The 20800-nt window shown below is 72.5% G+C and carries 20 protein-coding genes; 19 read left to right on the plus strand and 1 reads right to left on the minus strand.

The genetic code is table 11. From position 1 onward, the window contains the following. Positions 1–38 precede the first annotated feature (38 nt). The 19 genes from ACYVLT_RS13645 (at position 39) to ACYVLT_RS13735 (ending at position 19726) form a co-directional block, all read left to right on the plus strand. A complete protein-coding gene (locus ACYVLT_RS13645) occupies positions 39–1031 on the plus strand; it encodes a WxL protein peptidoglycan domain-containing protein (protein WP_461120528.1) in 993 nt (330 codons plus the stop codon). Then, on the plus strand, positions 1018–1722 hold the full coding sequence (locus tag ACYVLT_RS13650) for a hypothetical protein (RefSeq protein WP_461120529.1): 705 nt from the start codon (positions 1018–1020) through the stop codon (positions 1720–1722). Before ACYVLT_RS13645 ends, ACYVLT_RS13650 begins: the two co-directional genes overlap by 14 nt. A gap of 29 nt (positions 1723–1751) precedes the next feature. Continuing rightward, on the plus strand, positions 1752–3227 hold the full coding sequence (locus tag ACYVLT_RS13655) for a hypothetical protein (protein ID WP_461120530.1): 1476 nt from the start codon (positions 1752–1754) through the stop codon (positions 3225–3227). Beyond that, a complete protein-coding gene (locus ACYVLT_RS13660; RefSeq protein ID WP_461120531.1) occupies positions 3224–4123 on the plus strand; it encodes a sortase in 900 nt (299 codons plus the stop codon). Before ACYVLT_RS13655 ends, ACYVLT_RS13660 begins: the two co-directional genes overlap by 4 nt. A gap of 19 nt (positions 4124–4142) precedes the next feature. Beyond that, positions 4143–4940, plus strand: a complete 798-nt coding sequence (locus ACYVLT_RS13665; RefSeq protein WP_461120532.1) for a phosphate ABC transporter ATP-binding protein — start codon at positions 4143–4145, stop codon at positions 4938–4940. A gap of 84 nt (positions 4941–5024) precedes the next feature. After that, positions 5025–5852 carry an isocitrate lyase/PEP mutase family protein gene (locus ACYVLT_RS13670; protein ID WP_461120533.1) on the plus strand — a complete coding sequence of 276 codons (828 nt, stop codon included), beginning with the start codon at positions 5025–5027 and terminating at the stop codon, positions 5850–5852. A gap of 135 nt (positions 5853–5987) precedes the next feature. Further along, positions 5988–7211: an MFS transporter gene (locus ACYVLT_RS13675; RefSeq protein WP_461120534.1), complete on the plus strand. Its 1224-nt coding sequence runs from the start codon at positions 5988–5990 to the stop codon at positions 7209–7211. Between the two features lie 370 nt (positions 7212–7581). Beyond that, positions 7582–8865 (plus strand): NB-ARC domain-containing protein, encoded by a 1284-nt coding sequence (locus tag ACYVLT_RS13680; protein ID WP_461120535.1) that lies wholly within the window; start codon positions 7582–7584, stop codon positions 8863–8865. Positions 8866–9041: 176 nt separating this feature from the next. After that, complete coding sequence (locus tag ACYVLT_RS13685; RefSeq protein ID WP_461120536.1) at positions 9042–10319, plus strand: lysine N(6)-hydroxylase/L-ornithine N(5)-oxygenase family protein; 1278 nt, start codon at positions 9042–9044, stop codon at positions 10317–10319. Continuing rightward, complete coding sequence (locus ACYVLT_RS13690) at positions 10316–10714, plus strand: cupin domain-containing protein (RefSeq protein ID WP_461120537.1); 399 nt, start codon at positions 10316–10318, stop codon at positions 10712–10714. Before ACYVLT_RS13685 ends, ACYVLT_RS13690 begins: the two co-directional genes overlap by 4 nt. After that, complete coding sequence (locus ACYVLT_RS13695; RefSeq protein WP_461120538.1) at positions 10711–12252, plus strand: class I tRNA ligase family protein; 1542 nt, start codon at positions 10711–10713, stop codon at positions 12250–12252. Before ACYVLT_RS13690 ends, ACYVLT_RS13695 begins: the two co-directional genes overlap by 4 nt. A 1-nt stretch (position 12253) precedes the next feature. After that, on the plus strand, positions 12254–13285 hold the full coding sequence (locus ACYVLT_RS13700) for an FAD-dependent oxidoreductase (protein ID WP_461120539.1): 1032 nt from the start codon (positions 12254–12256) through the stop codon (positions 13283–13285). Further along, positions 13282–14577, plus strand: a complete 1296-nt coding sequence (locus ACYVLT_RS13705) for an ATP-grasp domain-containing protein (protein WP_461120540.1) — start codon at positions 13282–13284, stop codon at positions 14575–14577. The genes ACYVLT_RS13700 and ACYVLT_RS13705 overlap by 4 nt, the downstream gene beginning before the upstream one ends. After that, positions 14574–14900, plus strand: coding sequence for a hypothetical protein (locus tag ACYVLT_RS13710; RefSeq protein WP_461120541.1), 327 nt, complete (start codon positions 14574–14576; stop codon positions 14898–14900). Before ACYVLT_RS13705 ends, ACYVLT_RS13710 begins: the two co-directional genes overlap by 4 nt. A 1-nt stretch (position 14901) precedes the next feature. Next, positions 14902–16266: an FAD-binding oxidoreductase gene (locus ACYVLT_RS13715; RefSeq protein ID WP_461120542.1), complete on the plus strand. Its 1365-nt coding sequence runs from the start codon at positions 14902–14904 to the stop codon at positions 16264–16266. A 9-nt stretch (positions 16267–16275) separates the two neighbouring features. Further along, on the plus strand, positions 16276–16788 hold the full coding sequence (locus ACYVLT_RS13720) for a flavin reductase family protein (RefSeq protein WP_461120543.1): 513 nt from the start codon (positions 16276–16278) through the stop codon (positions 16786–16788). Position 16789: 1 nt separating this feature from the next. Then, complete coding sequence (locus ACYVLT_RS13725) at positions 16790–17941, plus strand: acyl-CoA dehydrogenase family protein (protein ID WP_461120544.1); 1152 nt, start codon at positions 16790–16792, stop codon at positions 17939–17941. Positions 17942–17975: 34 nt separating this feature from the next. Next, on the plus strand, positions 17976–19226 hold the full coding sequence (locus ACYVLT_RS13730; RefSeq protein ID WP_461120545.1) for an ATP-grasp domain-containing protein: 1251 nt from the start codon (positions 17976–17978) through the stop codon (positions 19224–19226). Positions 19227–19231: 5 nt separating this feature from the next. Then, positions 19232–19726: a methylated-DNA--[protein]-cysteine S-methyltransferase gene (locus ACYVLT_RS13735; RefSeq protein WP_461120546.1), complete on the plus strand. Its 495-nt coding sequence runs from the start codon at positions 19232–19234 to the stop codon at positions 19724–19726. A gap of 169 nt (positions 19727–19895) precedes the next feature. On the opposite strand, the gene ACYVLT_RS13740 is transcribed toward ACYVLT_RS13735, so the two are convergent. Beyond that, entirely contained in the window at positions 19896–20756 is an 861-nt protein-coding gene (locus ACYVLT_RS13740) for a glycoside hydrolase family 11 protein (protein WP_461120547.1), read from the minus strand. Between the last annotated feature and the right edge of the window lie 44 nt (positions 20757–20800).

The following is a 20800-nucleotide window of genomic DNA, read 5'->3' on the forward strand; positions in this document are numbered from 1 at the left end:
CCCGACGGCCTGCCCCACCCTCCACTAAGGACTTCGCTATGACGCGGACCTGGCGTCGTTCGGCGCTCTCCGGCTTGCTGGCACTCGTCTTCTCGGGCTTGGTCGCGCCCGCGGTCTCGGCCGCGCCCGCGACGTTCGGCGTGCGGCCCGCGACCGCGCAGGCGCCGGACACGCGCAGCGCGTTCACCTACAGCGCCACGCCGGGAGCCGTGGTCCGCGACCACGTCGCCGTGTCGAACGTGGGCAACGACCCGGTGACGCTGCGCGTGTACGCCAGTGACGCGTTCAACACCCCCGAGGGCGGCTTCGACCTGCTCCCCGCCGGCCGTGAGCCGGTCGACGTGGGCAAGTGGTCGGTGGTGGAGCGCGGGGAGGTGGCGGTCGCGCCCCGGTCCACGGTGATCGTGCCGTTCACGCTCACCGTGCCCGCCGACGCCACGCCCGGCGACCACACCGGCGGCATCGTCGCGTCGCTCACCACGGAGGCCACCGGTGCGGACGGCCAGCGCGTGGCCGTGGAGCAGCGGGTCGGCGCTCGCGTGTACCTGCGCGTGTCCGGCGACCTGCGGCCCTCGTTGAGCATCGAGGACCTGACCGCCGACTACTCGGGGTCGTTCTTCGGACGGGGCGACACCACGGTCGGCTACGTCGTCCGCAACACCGGCAACGTCCGGCTGGGCGGCGAGCAGGAGGTGCGGGTCGAGACGCCGTGGGGCACCGGTGTGGACGCGCCGGGGCTGGCCGACCTGCCGGAACTGCTGCCCGGCAACACCTTCCGCGTCACCACCACCGTGCCGGGCGTGCTGCCCGCCGGGTGGCTGGACGCACTCGTGCACGTGGAGCCGGTCGCGCCCCAGGGCACCGAGGCGCTCGCCGTCGTGACCGCGGACGTGACGACCGCCGCCGTGCCGTGGCTGCTGGTGGTCGTGCTGCTGCTGGTGCTCGCGTACGTGGTGTTCCGGCGCGTCCGCCGCGGCCGCCGCCGGGTGAGTCCCGAACCGCTGCCGGAGGTCGAACATGTGGCCGCTTAGGGTGCTCGCGGTCCTCGCGCTGCTGTTGGCCGCACCGGGCACCGCGCACGCCGCGCCGCTCGGCGGCCTGGTCGTCACGCCGGGGGAGAGCCGTGCCGCCGCGCCGGTCCGGCTGGCCACGTCGGCGGGCTGCCCCCGTGAGGCGACGGGGTACGCGGCGACCATGCACGGCGCCGGGTTGCCCGCCGAGGGGCTGGTGATCGTGGCCAACGGTGACGTGGGGCTGACCCACGACCGGCCGTTCGAGGTGCCGGTCGCGTTGACGTTCCAGGACCTGGCCGCCGATCACGACGTCACTTTCGGCGGGCCGTACGAGCTGCGGCTGCACTGCATCGACTCGTTCACCCAGCAGGTGTTCGGCGAGTTCACCGGGACGGTGGACTTCGTCGAGCCCGCCCGGTACGTCGCCGTCGGCGCGGCCAAGGGGCCGCAGCAGCCGACCGCGCCGCTGATCGAACCCGATCCGCAGGTCGTCCCGCCGCCGTCGGACGTCCCGGGCCGATCGACCGTTCAACCGACCGACCAACCCGCCGACCAGCCCGCCGCCGACGCCGCCGCCGAGGCCGCCGCTCAAGCCGCGCCCGCCGGCACCGGCGGCGGGCAACCCTTCCTGCACGTCGCGATCGGCGTCGTCGGCGCGCTCGCGCTGGTCGGGGCGGGGTCCTACCTCCGCCGCCGCAGAACCCGCTGACCCACCCCAACACAACGGAGGAACTGCTCATGCGCAAGCGCCAACTGGTGGCGGCAGCCGCGGCCGTGCTCGCCGCGGTCAGCGCCGCGGTGATCTTCACCGCGGCGTCCGGACAGGCCGAACCCCCGGTCGCGACGCTGGGCACCCTCGGCGTCGACCCGGAGACCGGCCGCGACACCACCGCGCCGGTGTTCACCACGTCGGCGGGCTGCCCGACCGACTCCGACGGCTACAACCTGTTCGTGTACGGCCCGGGCGGCTTCGAGAACGGCCTCATCGGCACCACGCCGACCGACGTCGGCTTCTCCACCGTGGCCGGGTTCCCGGTGCTGCAAGGCTTGTCGTACAAGGACATCGCGGTCGACAACAGCACCACGATCACTCCCGGCGAGTACACCGTCGTGGTGAACTGCGTGGACCTGTTCACCACCGAGAGCAAGGGCACGTTCACCCGCAAGCTGTTCTTCACCGACGCCACGACCTACCGGTCGACGGACCCGAACGCCACCACCACGACAACAACAACGACCACCACCACCACGGATCCGACCACCACGACGACCGACCCCACGACGACGACCACGGATCCCACCACCACGACAACGGATCCGACCACGACGACCACGGATCCGACGACGACCACGACCGACCCGACGACGACCACGACGGATCCGACCACGACCACGACGGATCCCACTACGACCACGGATCCGACGACCACGACGACGGATCCGACCACCACCACCACGGACCCGACGACGACCACGGACCCGACGACGACCACCACGGAGTCGACCACCACGACCACGACCGAGTCGACCACCACTACTACGGATCCCACGACGACCACCACCACCGCGACGACAACCACCACCACCAACCCCGGTGGCGGCTTCACCCTCGCGGTCAGCCCGAGCAGCGGTTCGGACCTCGACGCGCCGACCTACACCACCTCGACCGGCTGCGGTGACAACGATTCCGGCGAGATCCGGATGGCGATCTTCGGCCCGGGCGTGTTCCAGAGCGGGTTGACCGCCGCACCGCCGACCGCGGTCGGCTTCTCCAAGACCGACCCGATCGCCGTGCTGCAGTACCTGTCGTTCAAGGACATCGCGCAGGAGCAGCCGGACGGCGCGGTCCTCGCGGGCGACTACCGCGTCGAGGCGCACTGCGTGGACGCGTTCGGGCAGGTGCTGCGCACGTTCACCACCGGCCTGCGGTTCACCAGCCCGACCGCGTGGGAGGCCGTCGGCGGCGTCGGCCCCACGACGACGACCACCACCACGACCACCGACAGCACCACTTCGACGACCGGCACGACCACCACCACCGACACCACGACCGGCACGACCACCGACACCACCACCCCGGCCGCCGGTGGGCAGGGCACCGGCCTGGCGAGCACCGGCGCGTCGACCGGCCTCCCGTTGCTCCTGGGCGGCCTGCTGGTGCTGGCCGGTGGCCTGGCGCTGGTCGTGGCGCGCAAGCGGCGGGTCCGGCGGTGACCGCCCCACCGGCGCCTCCGGCGTCCGCACCGGAGGCGCCGGTGGTCGCCGCGCCGTCGGTGCTGCGCCCGATCGGCCAGATGCTCGCGATCCTCGGCGCGCTGCTGCTGTGCTTCGTGCTCCAGTTCGCCGCGATCGGCACGCTCAAGCACGACCGCGACCAGAGCCGCGCCTACGACGAGCTGCGCGGCCTGCTGGCCAACGCCACCGCGCCGGTCGCGGCGGTGGGCGAGGACGGCAGGCTGACCCCGACCGGCACGCCGATCGCGATCCTGGCGATACCCCGGCTCGGCGTGCGCGAGGTGGTGGGCGAGGGCACGTCGTCGGGCGCGCTGCGGTCCGGCCCCGGCCACCTGCGCGACTCGCCGATGCCCGGTCAGGCGGGCGCGTCGGTGATCTTCGGCAGGCGGGCGGGCTACGGCGGGCCGTTCGCGCAGGTCGACCGGCTGGTGCCGGGTGACCGGATCACCGTCACCACCGGCCAGGGCGAGCACGTCTACCAGGTGCAGGGCGTGCGCCGCGCCGGCGAGGCGTACCGGCACAAGCCCGCCGCGGGCAAGGGCGGGCTGACCCTGGTCACCGCCGACGGCCCGTACTTCGTGCCGACCGACGTGCTGCGCGTGGACGCCAAGCTGACCAGCGCCGTGCAGCCGACGTCGGGTGCGCTGCCCGCGTTCGCGGTGCCCGACCACGAGCGGGCCATGGCCGGTGACGCGGGCGCGCTCGTGCCGGTGGCGCTGTGGTCGCTGATCCTCGCCGCGGCCGCGCTCGCCGTGGTGCTGCTGCACCAGCGGGTCGGCCGCTGGCACGCGTGGGTGGTCGGCGTGCCGCTGCTCGGCGCGCTGGGCGTGACCCTCGCCGACCAGACCGCCGCCCTGCTGCCCAACCTGATCTGAACCGGACGGAGACACCAGGATGACGCTCACGATGCCCCCGGCCCTGGCCGACCTGGAGGCGCGGTCGATCTCGGCCTGGTTCGGCGAGCGCAAGGTGCTCGACCGGGTGTCGCTGGTGATGCCCGCGGGCACGGTCACCGCGCTGATCGGGCCCTCGGGCTGCGGCAAGTCGACGTTCCTGCGCATCCTCAACCGGATGCACGAGCTGGTGCCCGGCGCGTCGCTCGCGGGCGAGGTGCTGCTGTCCGGGCAGGACGTGTACGACCCGGCGCGCAAGCTCACCGACGCGCGCAAGCGGATCGGCATGGTGTTCCAGAAGCCGAACCCGTTCCCCGCCATGTCCATCTACGACAACGTGGTCGCGGGCCTGAAGCTGACCGGCGTGCGCGCCCGGCGGGCGGAGAAGGACGCGCTGGTCGAGCGGTGCCTGACCAAGGCCGGCCTGTGGCCCGAGGTCCGCGACCGCCTGCGGCAGCCCGGTGGGGCGCTGTCCGGCGGCCAGCAGCAGCGGCTGTGCATCGCGCGGTCGCTGGCGGTGCGGCCGGACGTGCTGCTGATGGACGAGCCGTGCTCGGCGCTGGACCCGACGTCGACCCGGCGGATCGAGCAGACCATCGCCGAGCTGGCCGACGAGGTGACGATCGTGATCGTCACGCACAACATGCAGCAGGCGGCCCGGGTGTCGCAGCAGTGCGCGTTCTTCCTGGCCGAGCAGGGCACGCCGGGGGTGATCGTGGAGGCCGGACCGACGAAGACGATCTTCGAGTCGCCGTCGGACACCCGCACCTCGGACTACGTGCACGGCCGTTTCGGCTGACCGCCGCCCGCCCTGAGCCGTCACCCGGCGCTGTTACGATGCGCCGCCCCCACCCAGTCGCGGTGATCGAAAGGTGTCGTTGACATGCACAGAAACAAGGCCAAGGCGGACTTACTGCGCGACCTCCACGCGGACGGGGTGCTGGTGCTCCCGAACGCGTGGGACGCGGGCAGTGCCGCCCTGATCGCGCGGGCCGGCGCGAAGGCCGTCGCCACCACCAGCGGTGGGGTGTCGTGGGCGTTGGGCAGGCCCGACGGGCAGAGCCTGTCCCGCGACGAGATGGTCGAGCAGGTCCGCCTGATCGCCGCCGCCGTGGACGTGCCGGTGACCGCCGACGTCGAGGGCGGCTACGGCCACGCGCCCGAGGACGTCGCCGCGACCGTCGAGGCCGTGGTCGAGGCGGGGGTGGTGGGCGTGAACGTCGAGGACTCCAAGGGCTTCGGCGTGCCGCTGTTCACCGCCGAGGAGCAGGCCGCCCGGTTGCGCGCGGCGCGGGAGGCGGCGCGGCGCGCCGGGCTGCCCGAGCTGGTGGTCAACGTCCGGACCGACGTGTTCCTGTTCCAGGTCGGCGAGCCCGAGGGCCGGTTGGACGACGTGCTGACCCGCGCGGCCGCCTACGCCGAGGCGGGCGCCGACTGCCTGTTCGTGCCCGGCCTGGTCGACCTCGACGTGCTCCAGCAGCTGGTCGAGGCCTCGCCGCTGCCGGTCAACGTGATGGCGGGCCCCGGCGCGCCGAGCGTGGCCGAGTTCGAGTCCGTCGGCGTCCGGCGCGTCAGCCTGGGCACGGCCGTGACCCAGGCCGCGTACTCCGTCGCGCAGCGCGCCGCCGAGGAGGCCCTGACCAAGGGCACCTACACCGAACTCGAAGGCGCGCTCGACTTCGGCGCCGTCAACGGTGTGTTCACCCGCTGATCGCGATTGATCGCCAGGTCAGATCAACCCTGTCGGACAACGTCCGACTCCGGTGGACTGGGCGCCGTCGGGGCGCGTAACGGCGCCCCGGCGGACGACGACTGGTAATCGGACGGCAACGGACGGGGAATCGCAGTGACCACGAAGGAAGCGGGCACACCGGGCGGCGTCTTCGCGAGCGTCCGGGCCACGCCCCGGGCGGTCCGCTACCTGCTCGGTGGCGTGCTCATCAACCAGATGGGCGCGTTCGCGCAGACGTTCCTGGTGCTGTACCTGACCGTGCGCCAGTTCTCCATCGGCCAGGCCGGTATCGCGCTCACCTGCTACAGCGCGGGCGCGGTGCTCGGCACGCTGCTCGGTGGCGAGCTGGTGCACCGGCTCGGGCCGCGCGCCACGATCGTCGGCGCGATGACGGTGTCGGCGGCGGTCCTCGCGGTCATGCCGTCGCTGAGCACGCCGGGGCTGTTCGGCGTGCTGCTGGTCGCGATCGGCGCGGCGGGCCTGGCCACCCAGTGCTACCGGCCCGCGGCGGCGGTGCTGCTCAGCGAGCTGATGCCGGCCGAGCACCGGGTCATGGCGTTCTCCATGATGCGCATCGCCCTCAACGGCGGCGCGGCCCTCGCGCCGCTCATCGCGGCCGGGCTGATCCTGCTGGACTGGGACCTGCTGTTCTACTTCGACGCGGTGTCGGCGCTGGCCTACGCGGTGGTGGCCCGGCTGACGCTGCCCGCCACGCACGCGCCGCGCGACGACGAGGACGAGGCCGAGTCCGGCGCGCAGAAGCGGTCCGCGTACGCGGTGATGCTGCGCGACGGCCGGTACCTGGCGTTCCTCGCCTCGGTGCTGCTGGGCACGCTCATCTACGTGCAGTACGTGGTGGCGCTCCCGCTGAAGATCACCAGCGAGGGGCACCCGGCCGCGCTCTACAGCATCGTGCTCACCACGGCGTCGATCATCCTGGTCGTGTCCGAGCTGAAGATCACCTCGTACGTCAAGAACTGGGTGCCGTGGGCGGCGGGCGCCGTCGGCACGGTGGTGATGGGCCTGGGCGCGGCCGGTTACGGGCTCGGCTCGCACGCGGTCGTGATCGTGGTCAGCACCGCGGTGTTCGTGCTCGGGGTGATGATCAGCGGGCCGACGATGTTCGCGCACCCGGCGAAGTTCCCCGCCTCGGTCCGCGGCCGCTACGTCGGCACGCACCAGGCCACGTTCGGCCTCGGCTCGGCGCTCGGGCCCACGCTCGGTGTGCTGGCCTGGGGCGCGTTCGACAACGGTGTGTGGTTGCTGTGCGGCGTGCTCGGCCTGATCGGCGGCTGGTTCGCCCTGGTCGGCATGCGGGAGGGCAAGACCTCGGTGTGAACCACCGGCAACTCGGCCGACCGGCCCGGCAGGCGACGCCTGCCGGGCCGGTCGTCGTTTGCGGTGACGGCGTTCCGATCGACTTATTCCCAGCCATTTACCGTTCATCCAGAATATCGTCCGCAACGCGCCGCGCACGTCCTGCGACGATGCGTCACAAATGCGGCCGGCGGTAAACGTTACGGGCCTGGGGTGGTGCGGTCATGTTCAAATCCTATGGATTCCCATGTCCTCCGATCGGCGGTAGCGGCCAGTCGGCCCATTATTCATGCTTGGCGCGCACACGAGAGAAAGGGATGCGCTGGGGATGGGTAGACCGGAAAAACCTGTCGACGCCTCGTCCGGCGCGGTCGCGATTTTCGCAAGCGAATTGAGACGACTGCGCGCCCGGGCGGGCAACCCCACTTATCGGGACATGGGTCGGGCGGCGCTGTACTCCTCGTCGGTGCTGTCCAGCGCGGCCAGCGGCCACCGGATGCCGACCCTGCAGGTGACGCTCGCGTTCGTGGCCGCGTGCGGTGGCGACCGCGAGCAGTGGCGCCGTCGGTGGTTGGAGGTCTCCAGCGGGCTCGACCCGGAGGTGACCACCTCGCCGAGCCGTCCGGAACCGGTGGTGACGCGGTCGTGCGTCCCGCGCCCGGCGCAGCTCCCGATGAGACCGCGCGGCTTCGTCGGCCGGGTCGACGAGCTGCGCCTGCTCGCCGCGGACCCCGCCACACCCGTGGTGATCAGCGGTCCGGCGGGCGTGGGCAAGAGCCAGCTGGCGCTGCACCACGCCCACCGCTCGGCCGCCGCCGCGGTGGACGGCCAGCTCTACGTCGACCTCGGGCCGCTGGAGCCGGGTGAGCGGGGCGCGCGGACCGTCCTGGACGGGTTCCTCCGCGCCCTGGGCGTGCTCGTCGAGCACCTGCCGGACCACGTCGACCAGCAGGCGGCCGTGTACCGCTCGTTGATCGCCGAACGCGGGCTCGTGGTGCTGCTGGACAACGTCCGCGACGAGCGCCAGGTCCGTCCGCTGCTGGTGGAGAGCGCGCGCAGCACCACCGTGATCGTCGGCCGGACGCCGCTGCTCGGCCTGCGCGACGTGCGCAGGCTGCGGCTGGGCGTGCCGTCCCGGGCCGAGGCCGTCGCCATGCTCGCGGGCGCCGTGCCGGACCCGGTCGCGGCCGAACCGGAGGACTGCGACCGGGTCGCGCGGCTGTGCGGCGACCTGCCGCAGGCGTTGGACATCGCCGCGCGCAAGCTCGCGGCCAGGCCCGACGTCCCGGTGAGCCGGGTGCTCGCGCGGCTGACCGGGCCGTGCGCGCTGCTGGACTGGCTGAGCATCGGCGACCTGTCGGTCCGCGACTCCTACCAGTCCACCTACCTCGGGCTGGGCGACGCGGCCAAGGCCGTGCTGCACCAGCTGGCCCACCGGGCCGCCGACGAGCCGGTGGTCCGCGGCGCGTTCGCCGACGACGAGCCGGTGTACGAGCTCGCCGACGCGGGGTTGCTGCGCGGCGCCGGGCGGCCGGGCGTGTACCGCCTGGACCCGTTGGCGCGGGCGTTCGCCCTCGACCTGCGCGGCGCCGGTCGCACGGTCCGCCGGACCGGTCGCCAGGAATTGATTGTGACGGCCGGCCGGCACTACCGATCAACTGTCACGTCGGCTTGACTGTAGTCGTGCCGGACGCTTGTCGTAATTGATCCGGATGTGTGCGGGGAATCACCTTCCCGCGCCCCGGGTGATTGTTCTCCCGACAAACCGACGATTCTCCGCCGCGCACGTGTGCGCGCAGTCGGCACTGCCACGCGCCTGTTTTCGACCGAACACGACGATCGGGGTGGGATGTGACGGACCAAGAGGTTGACGTGCTGGCGATCGGCGCCGGCCCGGCGAACCTTGCCCTCGCGGCGGCCATCGAGGAGTCCGGGGTGCTCGGGCTCGCCGAGGGCACGCTGCTGCTCGAACAGCACCCGGACATCAAGTGGCAGCGCAACCTGCTGCTGCCGTGGGCCCGCAGCCAGGTCTCGTTCCTCAAGGACCTGGTGACCCTGCGCAACCCGCGCAGCCGGTTCTCCTTCCTGAACTTCCTGCACACCACGGGCCGCTTGGACGAGTTCATCAACCTGAGCACGTTCAACCCGTACCGGTGGGAGCTGTCGGAGTACATGCAGTGGGTCGCGAACTCCCTGGAGCACGTGGGAGTCCGCTACGGCGCACGCGGTGAGCGCATCGACCCGTGGCGCGGTGACGACGGCTCGATCCGCGGCTGGGTGGTCACGCTGGCGAGCGGCGACACCGTGCGCTCACGCGACCTGGTCGTCGGCATCGGCCGCGACCCGCGCGTCCCGGAGGTGTTCGGCGAGCTGCCGGCCGACCGGGTCATCCACAGCACGCGGTACTGCTCGGGTGTCGCCGCGCTGGACGCCGACCGGCCGTTGCGGGCCGTGGTGGTCGGCGGCGCGCAGAGCGCGGCCGAGATGTTCATGGCGCTGCACCAGGACCTGCCCAAGTGCGAGCCGACGATCGTGCTGCGCTCGATCGGCTTCCAGAACTACCAGACGAGCAAGTTCGTCAACGAGCTGTTCTTCCCGTCCTTCGTGGACGAGTTCTACGACTGCACGCCGGAGGTGCGGTCGCAGATCCTCGACGAGGTGCACCTGACCAACTACGCGGGCCTCGCACCGCCGTTCCTGGACGAGACGTACTCGATGCTCTACCAGCAGAAGATGCTGGGCAAGCCGCGCTCGACCGTCCGCTCGATGACGGAGGTGGTGCGTGCCAGGGTCGAGCACGACGAGGTGGTCCTGGACCTGCGCGACCGCAAGAGCGGCAAGGTCGAGCCGTTGCACTGCGACGTCGTGCTGCTGGGCACCGGCTACGAGCCGCGGATGCCGAAGCTGGTGCGCGACCTGGTGGCCCGCACGGGCGTCGAGGACGTCGCGGTCAGCCGCCGGTACCGGGTCGACCTCGGCGAGTCCGCCTGGGGCGCGCTGTACCTGCAAGGCGTCAACGAGGAGACGCACGGCATCGCCGACTCGCTGATCAGCGTGCTCGCGCACCGCTCGGGCGACATCGTCGGCGACCTGCTCGACCGGCGCGCGGTGGAGGTGGCGGGAGCATGATCGAGATCCGCAGGCTGGACCGGGAGAACCTGACCAGGGCCTACGGCCTCGACTCCGAGCGGCTGCTGCCGTGGGAGGTGCTCAACGCGCCGTTCGAGGGCGCGTGGTGCGTGGTGCGGCCGGGCGACGTGTCCACCGCCCACTCGCACCACGAGTACGAGGTCTTCATCGCGATGAAGGGCCGGGCGACGCTGGTCGTCGAGGACGAGCGCCACGAGCTGGTGCAGGGCGACATCGCGCACCTCGTGCCGGGCACGACCCACCAGGTGCTCAACGAGAACGACGCCGACTTCGAGTACTACGCGATCTGGTGGGACACCGACATGTCCGAGGCCTTCCTGGCCCGCCACGAGCAGTCCCGCGGCGAACAGGTCCGAGAGCAGGCCCAGCCGTGACCGGGCGGGTGGTGGTGGTGTCGCCCGCGCCGACGGCCAACGGCGACCTGCACCTCGGCCACCTGGCCGGCCCGTTCCTCGCCGCCGACGTGCACACCCGCTACACCCGCGCGGTTGGCCGCGACGCGGTGTTCGGGACCGGCGCGCAGGACACGCCGACCTACGTGGTGACCACGGCGCACCGCCTCGGCCTCGCGCCGTGGGAGCTGGCCGAGCGGTCGGCCGCCGAGATCGAGGCGACCCTGACGGCGGTGGGCATCGCCGTCGACGGCTTCACCGGGTTCGACGACCGGTTCACCAAGTGGGTCGAGAGCTTCATGGTGCAGTTGCACGCCACCGGGCACCTGCGGCTGCGCACCGTGAAGCTGCCGCACCTGTCCCGCACCGGCGAGTTCCTGGTGGACGGCTACGTGCGCGGCGGGTGCCCGCTGTGCCTGGCCGACGGGTGCGCCGGGCTGTGCGAGAGCTGTGGCCACCCGGTGGCGCCGGGCGACCTGGTGAACCCGCGGTCCACCCTGCACCCCGAGGAGCCGGTCGAGCTGCGCGAGGCGGACATCCTGGTGCTGCCGCTGGAGGAGTTCCGGCCGCGGCTGCGGGAGCACTTCGCCCGGCACGCCGACTCGATGCGCCCGCACATGGCGCAACTGGTCGAGGAGCTGCTGTCCCGGCCGCTGCCCGACTTCCCGATCACGCACCCGGTCTCGTGGGGCATCCCGGCCCCGTTCGCCGAGACGCCCGGCCAGGTGATCAACCCGAACGCGGAGACGCAGGCGTGGAGCATGCACTGCGCCGCGCTGGCCGCCGAGCGCCAGGGCACCTCCCTGGGCGCGGAGGACGAGCTGTGGTCGGCGAACGCGGGCTCGGAGGTGGTGTACTTCCTCGGTTTCGACAACACGTTCCCGTTCGCCATCGCCGGGTTGGCCGTGCTGATGGCGCACGGCGACCGCTACGCGCTGCCGCACCGGTTCGTCACCAACGAGTTCTACGAGCTGGAGAACGAGAAGTTCTCCACCAGCCGGGGGCACGTGGTGCAGGGCCGGGACCTGGCCGAGCAGGTGCCGCGCGACCTGATCCGCTTCCACCTCGCCGCGACCAGCCCCGAGCACCAGCGCACCAACTTCACCCTGGACGCGTTGGCCACGATCACCCGCACCCGCCTGGTGGACCCGTGGAACGCGGTGGTGGACAGGGCGCGGCCGTGGGTCGGACGGGGTCCGCTGCCGGTGTCGGACCGGTCCCGGTCGGTGGCGGCACGGGTGGTCGGCCGCTTCGCCGCGACCTACGAGCTGCGCCACTTCAGCCTCAACCGCGCGGCGGAACTCGTCGCCGAGCAGCTGGGCCGGTTGTCGCGGTGGGATGTCACCGAAGCCGACGCGGGCGACTTCTGGCACGAGCTGGACGTGTTCCTGCGGTGCGCCGCGCCGATCCTGGTCGACCTGGCGGCGGCGACCCTGCCGGACACCGCGATCCCGGCCGAGCCGTCGGCGACCGAGGTCACGCCCCGCGAGCTGCCGAGGTTGTCGGCAGGGGTGGTGTGAGGTGACCCCGCACGTGGTCGTCGTGGGCGCGGGAGTCACCGGGCTGCTCACCGCGGTCCGGTGCGCGCTCGCCGGGCTGCGGGTCACCGTGCTGGACGCGGGACCCGTGCCCAACCCGGCGTCCACGTCGCACGACGAGCACCGGGCGATCCGCGCGCTCGACCCCGGCGACGTGGCCGCCACCCGCGCCTCGGCCACGCTGCACCGCCGCTGGCTGGAGCTGGAGGCGTTGCTGGGCACGCGGTTCTACCGCCGGGTCGGCGTGGTCACCGGGTGGCCCGCCGATGCGGTGGACGCGGCGCTGGACGTCGCACGGCAGGCCGGGACGCCCGTCTCCGTGGTGGAGCCGGAGAAGTACCCGCACCTGCGCTTCCCCACCGGGTCGGTCGGCCTGCTCGAACCCGACGCCGGCGTGCTGCTGGCGGACCGCGTCCTCGACGCCGCCGCGCGGTGGCTGCGCGAGCGGCCGTCGGTGGCGCTGCGACCGGGTTGCGCGGTGCGGGAGGTCGACGAGGAGGCCGCCGCGGTGCGCCTGGCCGACGGGTCGACCGTGCGCGGTGACGCGGTCCTGGTGGCCGCGGGGCCGTGGTCGGGCGACCTGGTGGACGTGCCGACCGTGCTGCACCGGCAGACCACCGTGCACCTGAGCCCGCCCGACGACCTGGCGCACTGGTGGGAGGGCGCACCCAGCGCGGGCCGCATCGGGGACGACGGGCGGGCGTGGCTGGTCCCGCCGGGTGAGGGCACGCAGCTCAAGATCAGTTCCGCGAGCCTGTGCCGCGAGGTCGCGGCGGTGGGTGACGACGCTTTCGAGTGGACCGACCACCTGGCGTTGTCGTCGGTGCTGGCCGACCACGAGCGCTACACCGTCACCGCGACCAGGACGTGCCACTACGCGGTCGACGCGCAGACCGGCGGCGGCCGGTTGGTCCGGACCGGACCGTCCACGTGGGCGCGCGCGGCCAGCGGCGGGGACGGGTTCCGCACCGCTCCCGTCGTCGCCGAACGGATCGTCGAGGAGGTAGGGACGTGAACGAAACCGACGCCGTGCTGGTGATCGGCAGCGGCTTGAAGCTGTACCGCGAGTACCTGGTCCGCTCGATCGCGGGCCGGGCCAGGGCGGCCGGGCTGGAGCTGGTGCTGGTCAACAACATCCAGCCGACCTGGCAGCGGGCGTACTTCGACGAGATCACCGTGGTCAACCTGTTCGACCACGAGCTGGTGGCCGCCACCGCGCGCGAGATCGCGTCACGGCGGCGGATCGTCGGCGTGATGTGCTGGGACGAGCCGTTCGTCATGCCGTCCGCGCACCTGGCCGCCGAGTTCGGCGTGCCGGGGCTGGGCGTGTCCGGTGTGGACGGTTGCCGGGACAAGTACCACACCCGGGCCCGGCTCACCGCGGCCGGCCTGCCCCAGCCCGGCTGCGAGATGACCAAGACGGTCGAGGCCGCACGTGCCGCCGCCGCCCGCATCGGCTACCCCGTGGTGGTGAAGCCGCGTGCGCTGGGCGCCAGCATGGGCGTCGTGCTCGCCGCCGACGAGAGCGAGCTGGACGCGGCGTTCCGGGTCGCCTCGGACGCCAGCCTGATCGGCGACGAGCCCTACCGCGGCGGCGCGATCGTGGAGGGCTTCGCCGACGGACCCGAGATCAGCGTGGACGGCGCCCTGCACAAGGGCGAGTACCAGCCGCTGTTCCTGGCCCGCAAGCAGACCGGCGAGCCGCCGTACTTCGAGGAGGTCGGGCACGTCGTGGACGCGGCCGACCCGCTGCTGCACGACGAGGTGCTGATCGACACGCTGGCCCGGGCGCACCGCGTGCTCGGCGTCGAGGACGGCATCACCCACGCCGAGGTCCGGCTGACCGACCGCGGCCCGGTGATCATCGAGATCAACGGCAGGCTCGGCGGCGACCTGATCCCGTTCCTGGGCCGCACCGCCACCGGCATCGACCCCGGCGAGGTGCTGTTCGACGTGGCCACCGGCCGACGGCCCGAGGTCACGCCGACGAGGAGCTCGGTGGCGGGCATCCGCTTCGGCTACCCCGAGCACGACTGCGTGGTGCGGTCGGTGACCGTGCCCGCCGAGTCGCCCGGGCTGGTGGTCGCCGCGCCGATGGTCGACCCCGGCGCGAGCCTGCGGCTGCCGCCCGGCGGTTACATCGCGCGCCACTCGTTCGTGGTGTGCGCGGCCGACGACGCCGACACCTGCGCCGACCGCCTGGACGCGGCGGCGGCGCTGGTCGGGCTGGACGCCGAGCGCATCGACCCGCTGCCGCCCGGCGCGACCCTGGAAATGCCCACCGGACTCCTGGACGTGGACGAATGACGATCAACTACGACGGGCGGCGGTTCCGCAAGGCCGGTGGCGGCGACGGCACCGAGGCCCGCTACCACCAGGACGGCGACCTGGTGTGGGCCGACTTCACCGGCGGCAAGGTGCGCCGCGGCACGGTGACCGGCACCTGCGACCAGGACGGGACGATCCGCCTGGCCTACACGATGGTGCTGGTCACCGGCGAGGTCATCGCGGGCCGCACGGTCAACGTGCCGCGGCACGAGCCCGACGGGCGGCTGGTGCTGCGCGAGGAGTGGGAGCGGTACGGCGAGCACGCCGCCACCGGCGTGTCCTACCTGGAGGAGGTGCGCTGACGTGGGCCGAACGGTCGACTTCTCGAAGCTCGCGGACCTGGTCGACGGCTACGTCCGGCTGCCGGGCGACCCCGGCTTCGACGCCGCGAGCCGCCCGTTCAACCGGCGCTACGCCGACATCCGCCCGGCCGCCGTGCTGTCCGTGGCCGGCGCGGACGACGTGGGCAAGGCGATCGTCTGGGCGCGCGGCAACGACGTGCCGGTGGTGGCCAGGGGCGGCGGGCACAGCTACGCGGGCAACTCGGTCAACACCGGGCTGGTGCTGGACCTGCGCGGGCTGGACCACGTGCGGGTCGAGCGGTCCAGCGAGCTGGTGACCGTCGGCGGAGGCACCCGGATGTCCACCCTCTACGCCGCGCTGGAGCCCTACGACCTGGCGTTCCCGGCGGGCAACGCCGACGACGTGGCCATCGGCGGGCTGGTGCTCGGCGGCGGTGTCGCGGCGGTGTCGCGGTCGTTCGGCCTCACCTGCGACTCCCTGGTGGAGACCGACGTCGTGCTGGCCGACGGCACCACCGTCACGTGCAACGAGACCACCAACGCCGACCTGTTCTGGGCGTGCCGGGGCGGTGGCGGCGGCAACTTCGGCGTCAACACCTCGTTCACCTTCCAGGCCCGCCCGGTGCTGGCGAGCTCGACGTGCCTGCTGCTGTGGCACCGCCGGCACGCGCGCGACGTGCTGGCCTGCATGCAGGAGGTCATGGACCGGGCGCCGGACGAGTTCGCGGCGCGCATCGGCGTCAGCCGCGCCCCCGGCGAGGAGGCGGTCGTCTCCGTCGTCGGCTGGCACCTGGGCCCGGCGGACGAGCTGCGCGAGATGCTGCGCCCCGCGCTGGCCGTCGCCGAGCCGTTCCGCGTCGACATCGCCGACCGGACCTACTGGGAGGCCAAGGACTACCTGCACCACAACACCGAGGGCGGCGCGTTCGCCGTGCGCACCCGGTCCACCGCCAAGCCGCTGCCGGACGCGGGCGTGGCCACGATCGTGGACGCGGTGGACGCGTGGCCGGGCAGCACCAACGCCGACGGCGCGGGAGTGGCCCTGTTCACGTGGGGTGGCGCGATCAACCGCGTGCCGGTGGCAGAGACCGCGTTCCCGCACCGGGACGTGCTGTTCCTGATCTCGATGGACACCTCGTGGCACACCGAGGACGGACCCGCCGTGGTGGGCGCCAACCTCGACTGGCTCACCGGGTTGCACGAGCGCATGGGCGAGTTCGCCGCGGACTCGGCCTACGTCAACTTCACCGACCCCGACCTGGGCGACTGGCGGTCGGCCTACCACGGGCCGAACTACGCCCGGCTGGCCGAGGTGAAGCGCCGCTACGACCCCGACCGCGTCTTCCGCTTCCCCCAGGCGATCTAGGAGCCACCGGTGCCACCAGACCTGCGCGGCGCCATGCGCAACCTCGCGACCGGCGTGTGCATCGCGACCACCTACGTCGACCGCGGCGACCGTCGGGACCACGACGCGGTGACCGTCAACTCGGTCACCTCCGTCTCCCTCGACCCGCCCCTGGTGTCGCTGTGCCTGCGGCGCGAGTCCCGGTTCCTGGCCGACCTGCTGACCACGAAGAAGTGGGCGCTGTCCGTGCTGGACGGGTCGGCCGCCGCCGCGGCCCGGCTGTGCTCCGGCGACCGGCCGAGCCGGGTCGGCGCCCTGTCCTCGCTGTGCGCCGCACCCGGGCGGCACACCGGCGCCCTCGTGCTGGACGCGCCGAGCTGGCTGGAGTGCGAGCTGTGGGACTCCTTCCAACTGGGCGACCACACGATGGTCGTCGGCGAGGTGGTGGCCGCCGGCACCGGCCCCCGCCGCGTGCCCCTGGTCTACCTGCGCGGTCACTACCGCACGTTGGACGACACCGACCCATCGAACGCCGAGGAGTGACATGAGCGTGCCCGAGACCGGCGAGGAGATCCTCGCCCGCGCCGAGGAACTGGCACCGAGGCTGCGCGAGCGGTCCGAGGAGATCGAACGACTGCGCCGGCTGCCCGACGACGTCGTGGCGCTGATGCGCGACGCGGGCGTGTTCCGGATGGGCTTCGGCCGCGACTGGGGCGGCCCCGAGATGACCTCGGAGCAGCAGACCCGGGTGGTAGAGGCGCTGGCCCACGGCGACGCCTCCGCCGGGTGGTGCGCCATGATCGGCATGGACACCGGCCTCTACGCCCGGTTCCTGGAACCGGCCGCGGCCAAGGAGATGTTCCCCAGCATCGACATGGTCACCGCGGGGCTGCTGTTCCCGACCGGCCGGGCCGAGATCGTGCCCGGCGGCTACCGGCTGACCGGCCGCTGGCAGTTCGGCAGCGGCATCACGCACGCCGACTGGGTGGTGTCGGGCGCCATGCTGTTCCGCGACGGCGAACCCGACGGCGTGCCGCAGAACTCGATGCTGATGATGGTGCCGCGCGAGCAGGTCGAGGTGGTCGACACCTGGCACACCACGGGCCTCGCGGGCAGCGGCAGCTGCGACTACACCATCACCGACGTGTTCGTGCCCGCCGAGCACACCCTGCTGTTCAGCGAGGTGCACGGACCCGCCGGGCCGCTGGCCCAGGCCGAGGTGCACATGCGCAACATGCCCGGCGTGCCGCTGGGCGTGGCGCGCGCCGCGCTCGACCACGTCCGGGAGACCGCCGTCGCCAAGGGGTCGGCGGACAACTACCGGATCCAGGTGGCGCTCGCCGAGTGCGAGGCGGACTTCACCGCCACCCGCGCCGGCGTGTACGAGAGCCTGCGGCGGCAGTGGGACGTGCTGTCCGCCGGCGGCACCATGGACGACCTCTCGCCGCACGAGCGCGCCGCGCTGCCGCTGTCCCGGCTGCACGCGTTCCGCACCGCCCGGTCCATCGTGACCCGGCTGTACGACCTGATGCAGACCTCGTCGATCTACCGCCCGTCACCGCTGGACCGGTGGCTGCGCGACACCACCACCATGTGCCAGCACATCGTGGCGCAGGACCGCATCCTGCAAACCGCGGGCGCCTACCTGCTCGGCGGCGCGCCCGTCTTCCCGCTGGCGCTGGGCATCACCCGATAGTGTGCCCCACCCGATCGAGCTTCGAGAGGACACCATGACCGCGCGACCGGTGATCATCGTCGGCTTCCTGGCGCCGCTGCCCACCCGCACCGAGTTCGAGGACGCCTCGATGGTCCTCGTGGACGAGCCGGACGTCATCCGCAAGCGGGACATCGCGGCGAAGATGGCGGGCGCGCCCATGCTGCGCGAGCTCGTGCCGTGGGAGTACCAGCTGCCGGGTGCGGCGGACGAGTTCTACAACGCCCACCCCGACCTCGACCCGGCCTACATCGTGCCCCTGGTGGAGTACGCGACGCCGTTCGCCGCCCGGCTCGCCGAGCGCTACGGCGTGCCCGGCGCGACCAGCGGTGCGGCCCAGCTGTTGCGGGACAAGGAGTTGCTGCGCCGCGTCACCCGGGCCGCCGGCATCGCCAACCCGGTCTCCACGGCCGTGGACGGACCCGACGAGGTGCGGGCGTTCATGGCCGCCCACCCCGGCGCGGTCGTGCTCAAGCCCGCGAACCGGCAGGCGTCGCTGGGCACGAAGGTGCTGCGGGACCCGGCCGAGGTGGACCAGGCGTGGCAGGAGTGCCTGGCCGGCCAGGACGAGGGCATCCTGGTGCCCGACCGCGAGATCCCGTTGCGGATGCTGGTCGAGACCTTCGTCAGCGGCGCCGAGTACAGCGTGGAGATGCTGGTGCGCGACGGCGTGCCGCTGTTCACCAACGTCACCGGGAAGACCCTGTTCGGCGGTCCGCGCCCGATCGAGCTCGGCCACCTCGTGCCGGCCGACCTGCCCGAGGACACCACCGCGCTGCTGGCCGAGCGCACCGAGGCGGTGTTGCGCGCGGTCGGCTTCGGCACCGGTGTCGTGCACTGCGAGTGGATCGTCGCCGACGGCACGCCGCACCTGGTGGAGTGCGCGGGCCGGTTCCCCGGCGACGGCATCACCTGGTTGATCGACGAGGCCTACGGGTTCCCCCTGGCCGAGCGGTACTACACGATCATGAGCGGTGGGGAGCCGCCCGCGCTGCCCACCAGGGCCGAACGCGCCGCGGCCGTGCGCTTCCTGCAGGCGCCCGCCGGTGAGGTCGTGTCGGTGGAGGGCGTCGAGGAGGCCAAGGCCGTGCCGGGGGTGCTGGCCGCGTCCGTGGCGGCGGCGCCCGGCGAGGCCGTGCGGGAGCTGCGCAGCTCGTGGGACCGGGCCGGTTCGGTGACGGTGGTGGCGGACACGCCGGGCGAGGCCGTGGCGCTCGCCGAGAAGGCGGCCGCGATGATCAGGGTGCGGGTGCGCGCGGCAGAATGACCACCATGTCAACCGCAGTCGCCGTGCACACGGTGATCGACAGCCCGGTCGGCGAGATCACGCTGGTCGCGCGGGACGGCGTGCTCGCCGGCCTGTACATGCCCGAACACCGCCACCGGCCGCCGCTCGCCACCTTCGGCGACCGCGACGCCGGGCCGTTCGACGAGGTGGTCGCCCAGCTGGAGGAGTACTTCGCCGGCAAGAGGACCGACTTCGACCTGCCGCTGTCGATGGCCGGCACCCCGTTCCAGCGGACGGTGTGGGAAGCCCTCAAAGCGATTCCCCACGGCGAGACCGTGTCGTACGGCGAGCTGGCGGCCACCATCGGCCGCCCCACCGCGTCCCGCGCGGTGGGGTTGGCCAACGGGAAGAACCCGATCAGCATCATCGTGCCGTGCCACCGGGTCGTCGGCTCGACCGGCAACCTGACGGGCTACGGCGGCGGTATCGAGCGCAAGCGCATGCTGCTGGGCTTCGAACGCGGCGACCTCCTCTGGTGAGGGTCGGCCGGATCCGGTGGGTAGGAACCCTCCGCGTCCGAAGCCCTGGCCGCCGCCGTGGGCCGTCTGATGCACGACGCCTGACTCGGCTCGGGCGGGAGCGCACCACGGCGGCGCGTGGCGCGGCGGCTGGAGGGCCACCGCGCCACCGGGTTGCCGGAGGGTTGGGCTAGCCCGCGGCGCAGGAGACGGTCGGCCAGGTCCAGTTGCCGTTCGCCTGGATGGTCACGCCCCAGTTGTTGCCGTTGCCGTTCGGCCTGGCGGTCAGGACCTGGGCGCTCGGGTAGCTCGCGCTGATGTTCCAGGTGGACAACACCTTCGCGGGTGACGGCACGTTCATCGTCACGGTCCAGTTGGACGAGCCGCTGACCGAGACGTTGAGGTTGTACCGGTCGCTCCACCGGTCACCCGCGGACAGGGAGGCGGTGCAGCCGCCGGTGCCCGGGTTGCCCGGGTTGCCGCCGACCAGGCCGTCGACGGTGATGTTGGAGTTGCCGCTGCTCTGGTAACCCTCGGTCGCCATGATCATGTAGTGGTGGCTGCCCAGGTTCATCCCGTTGCGGGCCCACGCGTCGAAGTGGTTGCCGGACGTGACGCTCCCGCCCGTCCTCTTCGACTGCCGGACGCTCCAGTACTGGTCGAAAGTGCGGGTGCCGTCGATCGACGGCGCATTCGTCCGCGTCGTCCGGTAGATGTCGTACGTGCCACCATCGGTGGTGACCGTGCCCTTGTACGACCCGGTGGGCCGGTAAGTGCCCCAGTTGTCGACGATGTAGTACTCGACGAGCGGGTTCCGCGTCCAACCGTAGAGGGTCAGGTACGCGTTTCCGGACGGGTTGAAACTGCCCGAGTAGTTCACCGTCCGGCGACTGCCGGTGGCCCAGCCCTTGCCGGCCACGAAGTTGCCGGTGTTGCGCCACGACGTGCTGTAATTGCCGCCGGAGCCCAATTCCATCGAGACGGTGCCCTGGCTGTCGGTCCAGAACGAGTAGAAGTAGCCGTTGTTGGTTCCGGTTTGGTTGGAGGTCACTGCCGCCTGGGCGTTCGACGTCACTATTGCCATGAGCAGGAAAG

It is taken from the genome of Saccharothrix stipae (genome assembly GCF_054781895.1).

What these genes read in the sequence shown, in the direction of transcription:
- ACYVLT_RS13645 (WP_461120528.1), top strand. Translation starts at nt 39, where the DNA reads ATGACGCGGACCTGGCGTCGTTCGGCGCTCTCCGGCTTGCTGGCACTC.
- ACYVLT_RS13650 (WP_461120529.1), top strand. Translation starts at nt 1,018, where the DNA reads ATGTGGCCGCTTAGGGTGCTCGCGGTCCTCGCGCTGCTGTTGGCCGCA.
- ACYVLT_RS13655 (WP_461120530.1), top strand. Translation starts at nt 1,752, where the DNA reads ATGCGCAAGCGCCAACTGGTGGCGGCAGCCGCGGCCGTGCTCGCCGCG.
- ACYVLT_RS13665 (WP_461120532.1), top strand. Translation starts at nt 4,143, where the DNA reads ATGACGCTCACGATGCCCCCGGCCCTGGCCGACCTGGAGGCGCGGTCG.
- ACYVLT_RS13670 (WP_461120533.1), top strand. Translation starts at nt 5,025, where the DNA reads ATGCACAGAAACAAGGCCAAGGCGGACTTACTGCGCGACCTCCACGCG.
- ACYVLT_RS13690 (WP_461120537.1), top strand. Translation starts at nt 10,316, where the DNA reads ATGATCGAGATCCGCAGGCTGGACCGGGAGAACCTGACCAGGGCCTAC.
- ACYVLT_RS13710 (WP_461120541.1), top strand. Translation starts at nt 14,574, where the DNA reads ATGACGATCAACTACGACGGGCGGCGGTTCCGCAAGGCCGGTGGCGGC.
- ACYVLT_RS13725 (WP_461120544.1), top strand. Translation starts at nt 16,790, where the DNA reads ATGAGCGTGCCCGAGACCGGCGAGGAGATCCTCGCCCGCGCCGAGGAA.
- ACYVLT_RS13730 (WP_461120545.1), top strand. Translation starts at nt 17,976, where the DNA reads ATGACCGCGCGACCGGTGATCATCGTCGGCTTCCTGGCGCCGCTGCCC.
- ACYVLT_RS13735 (WP_461120546.1), top strand. Translation starts at nt 19,232, where the DNA reads ATGTCAACCGCAGTCGCCGTGCACACGGTGATCGACAGCCCGGTCGGC.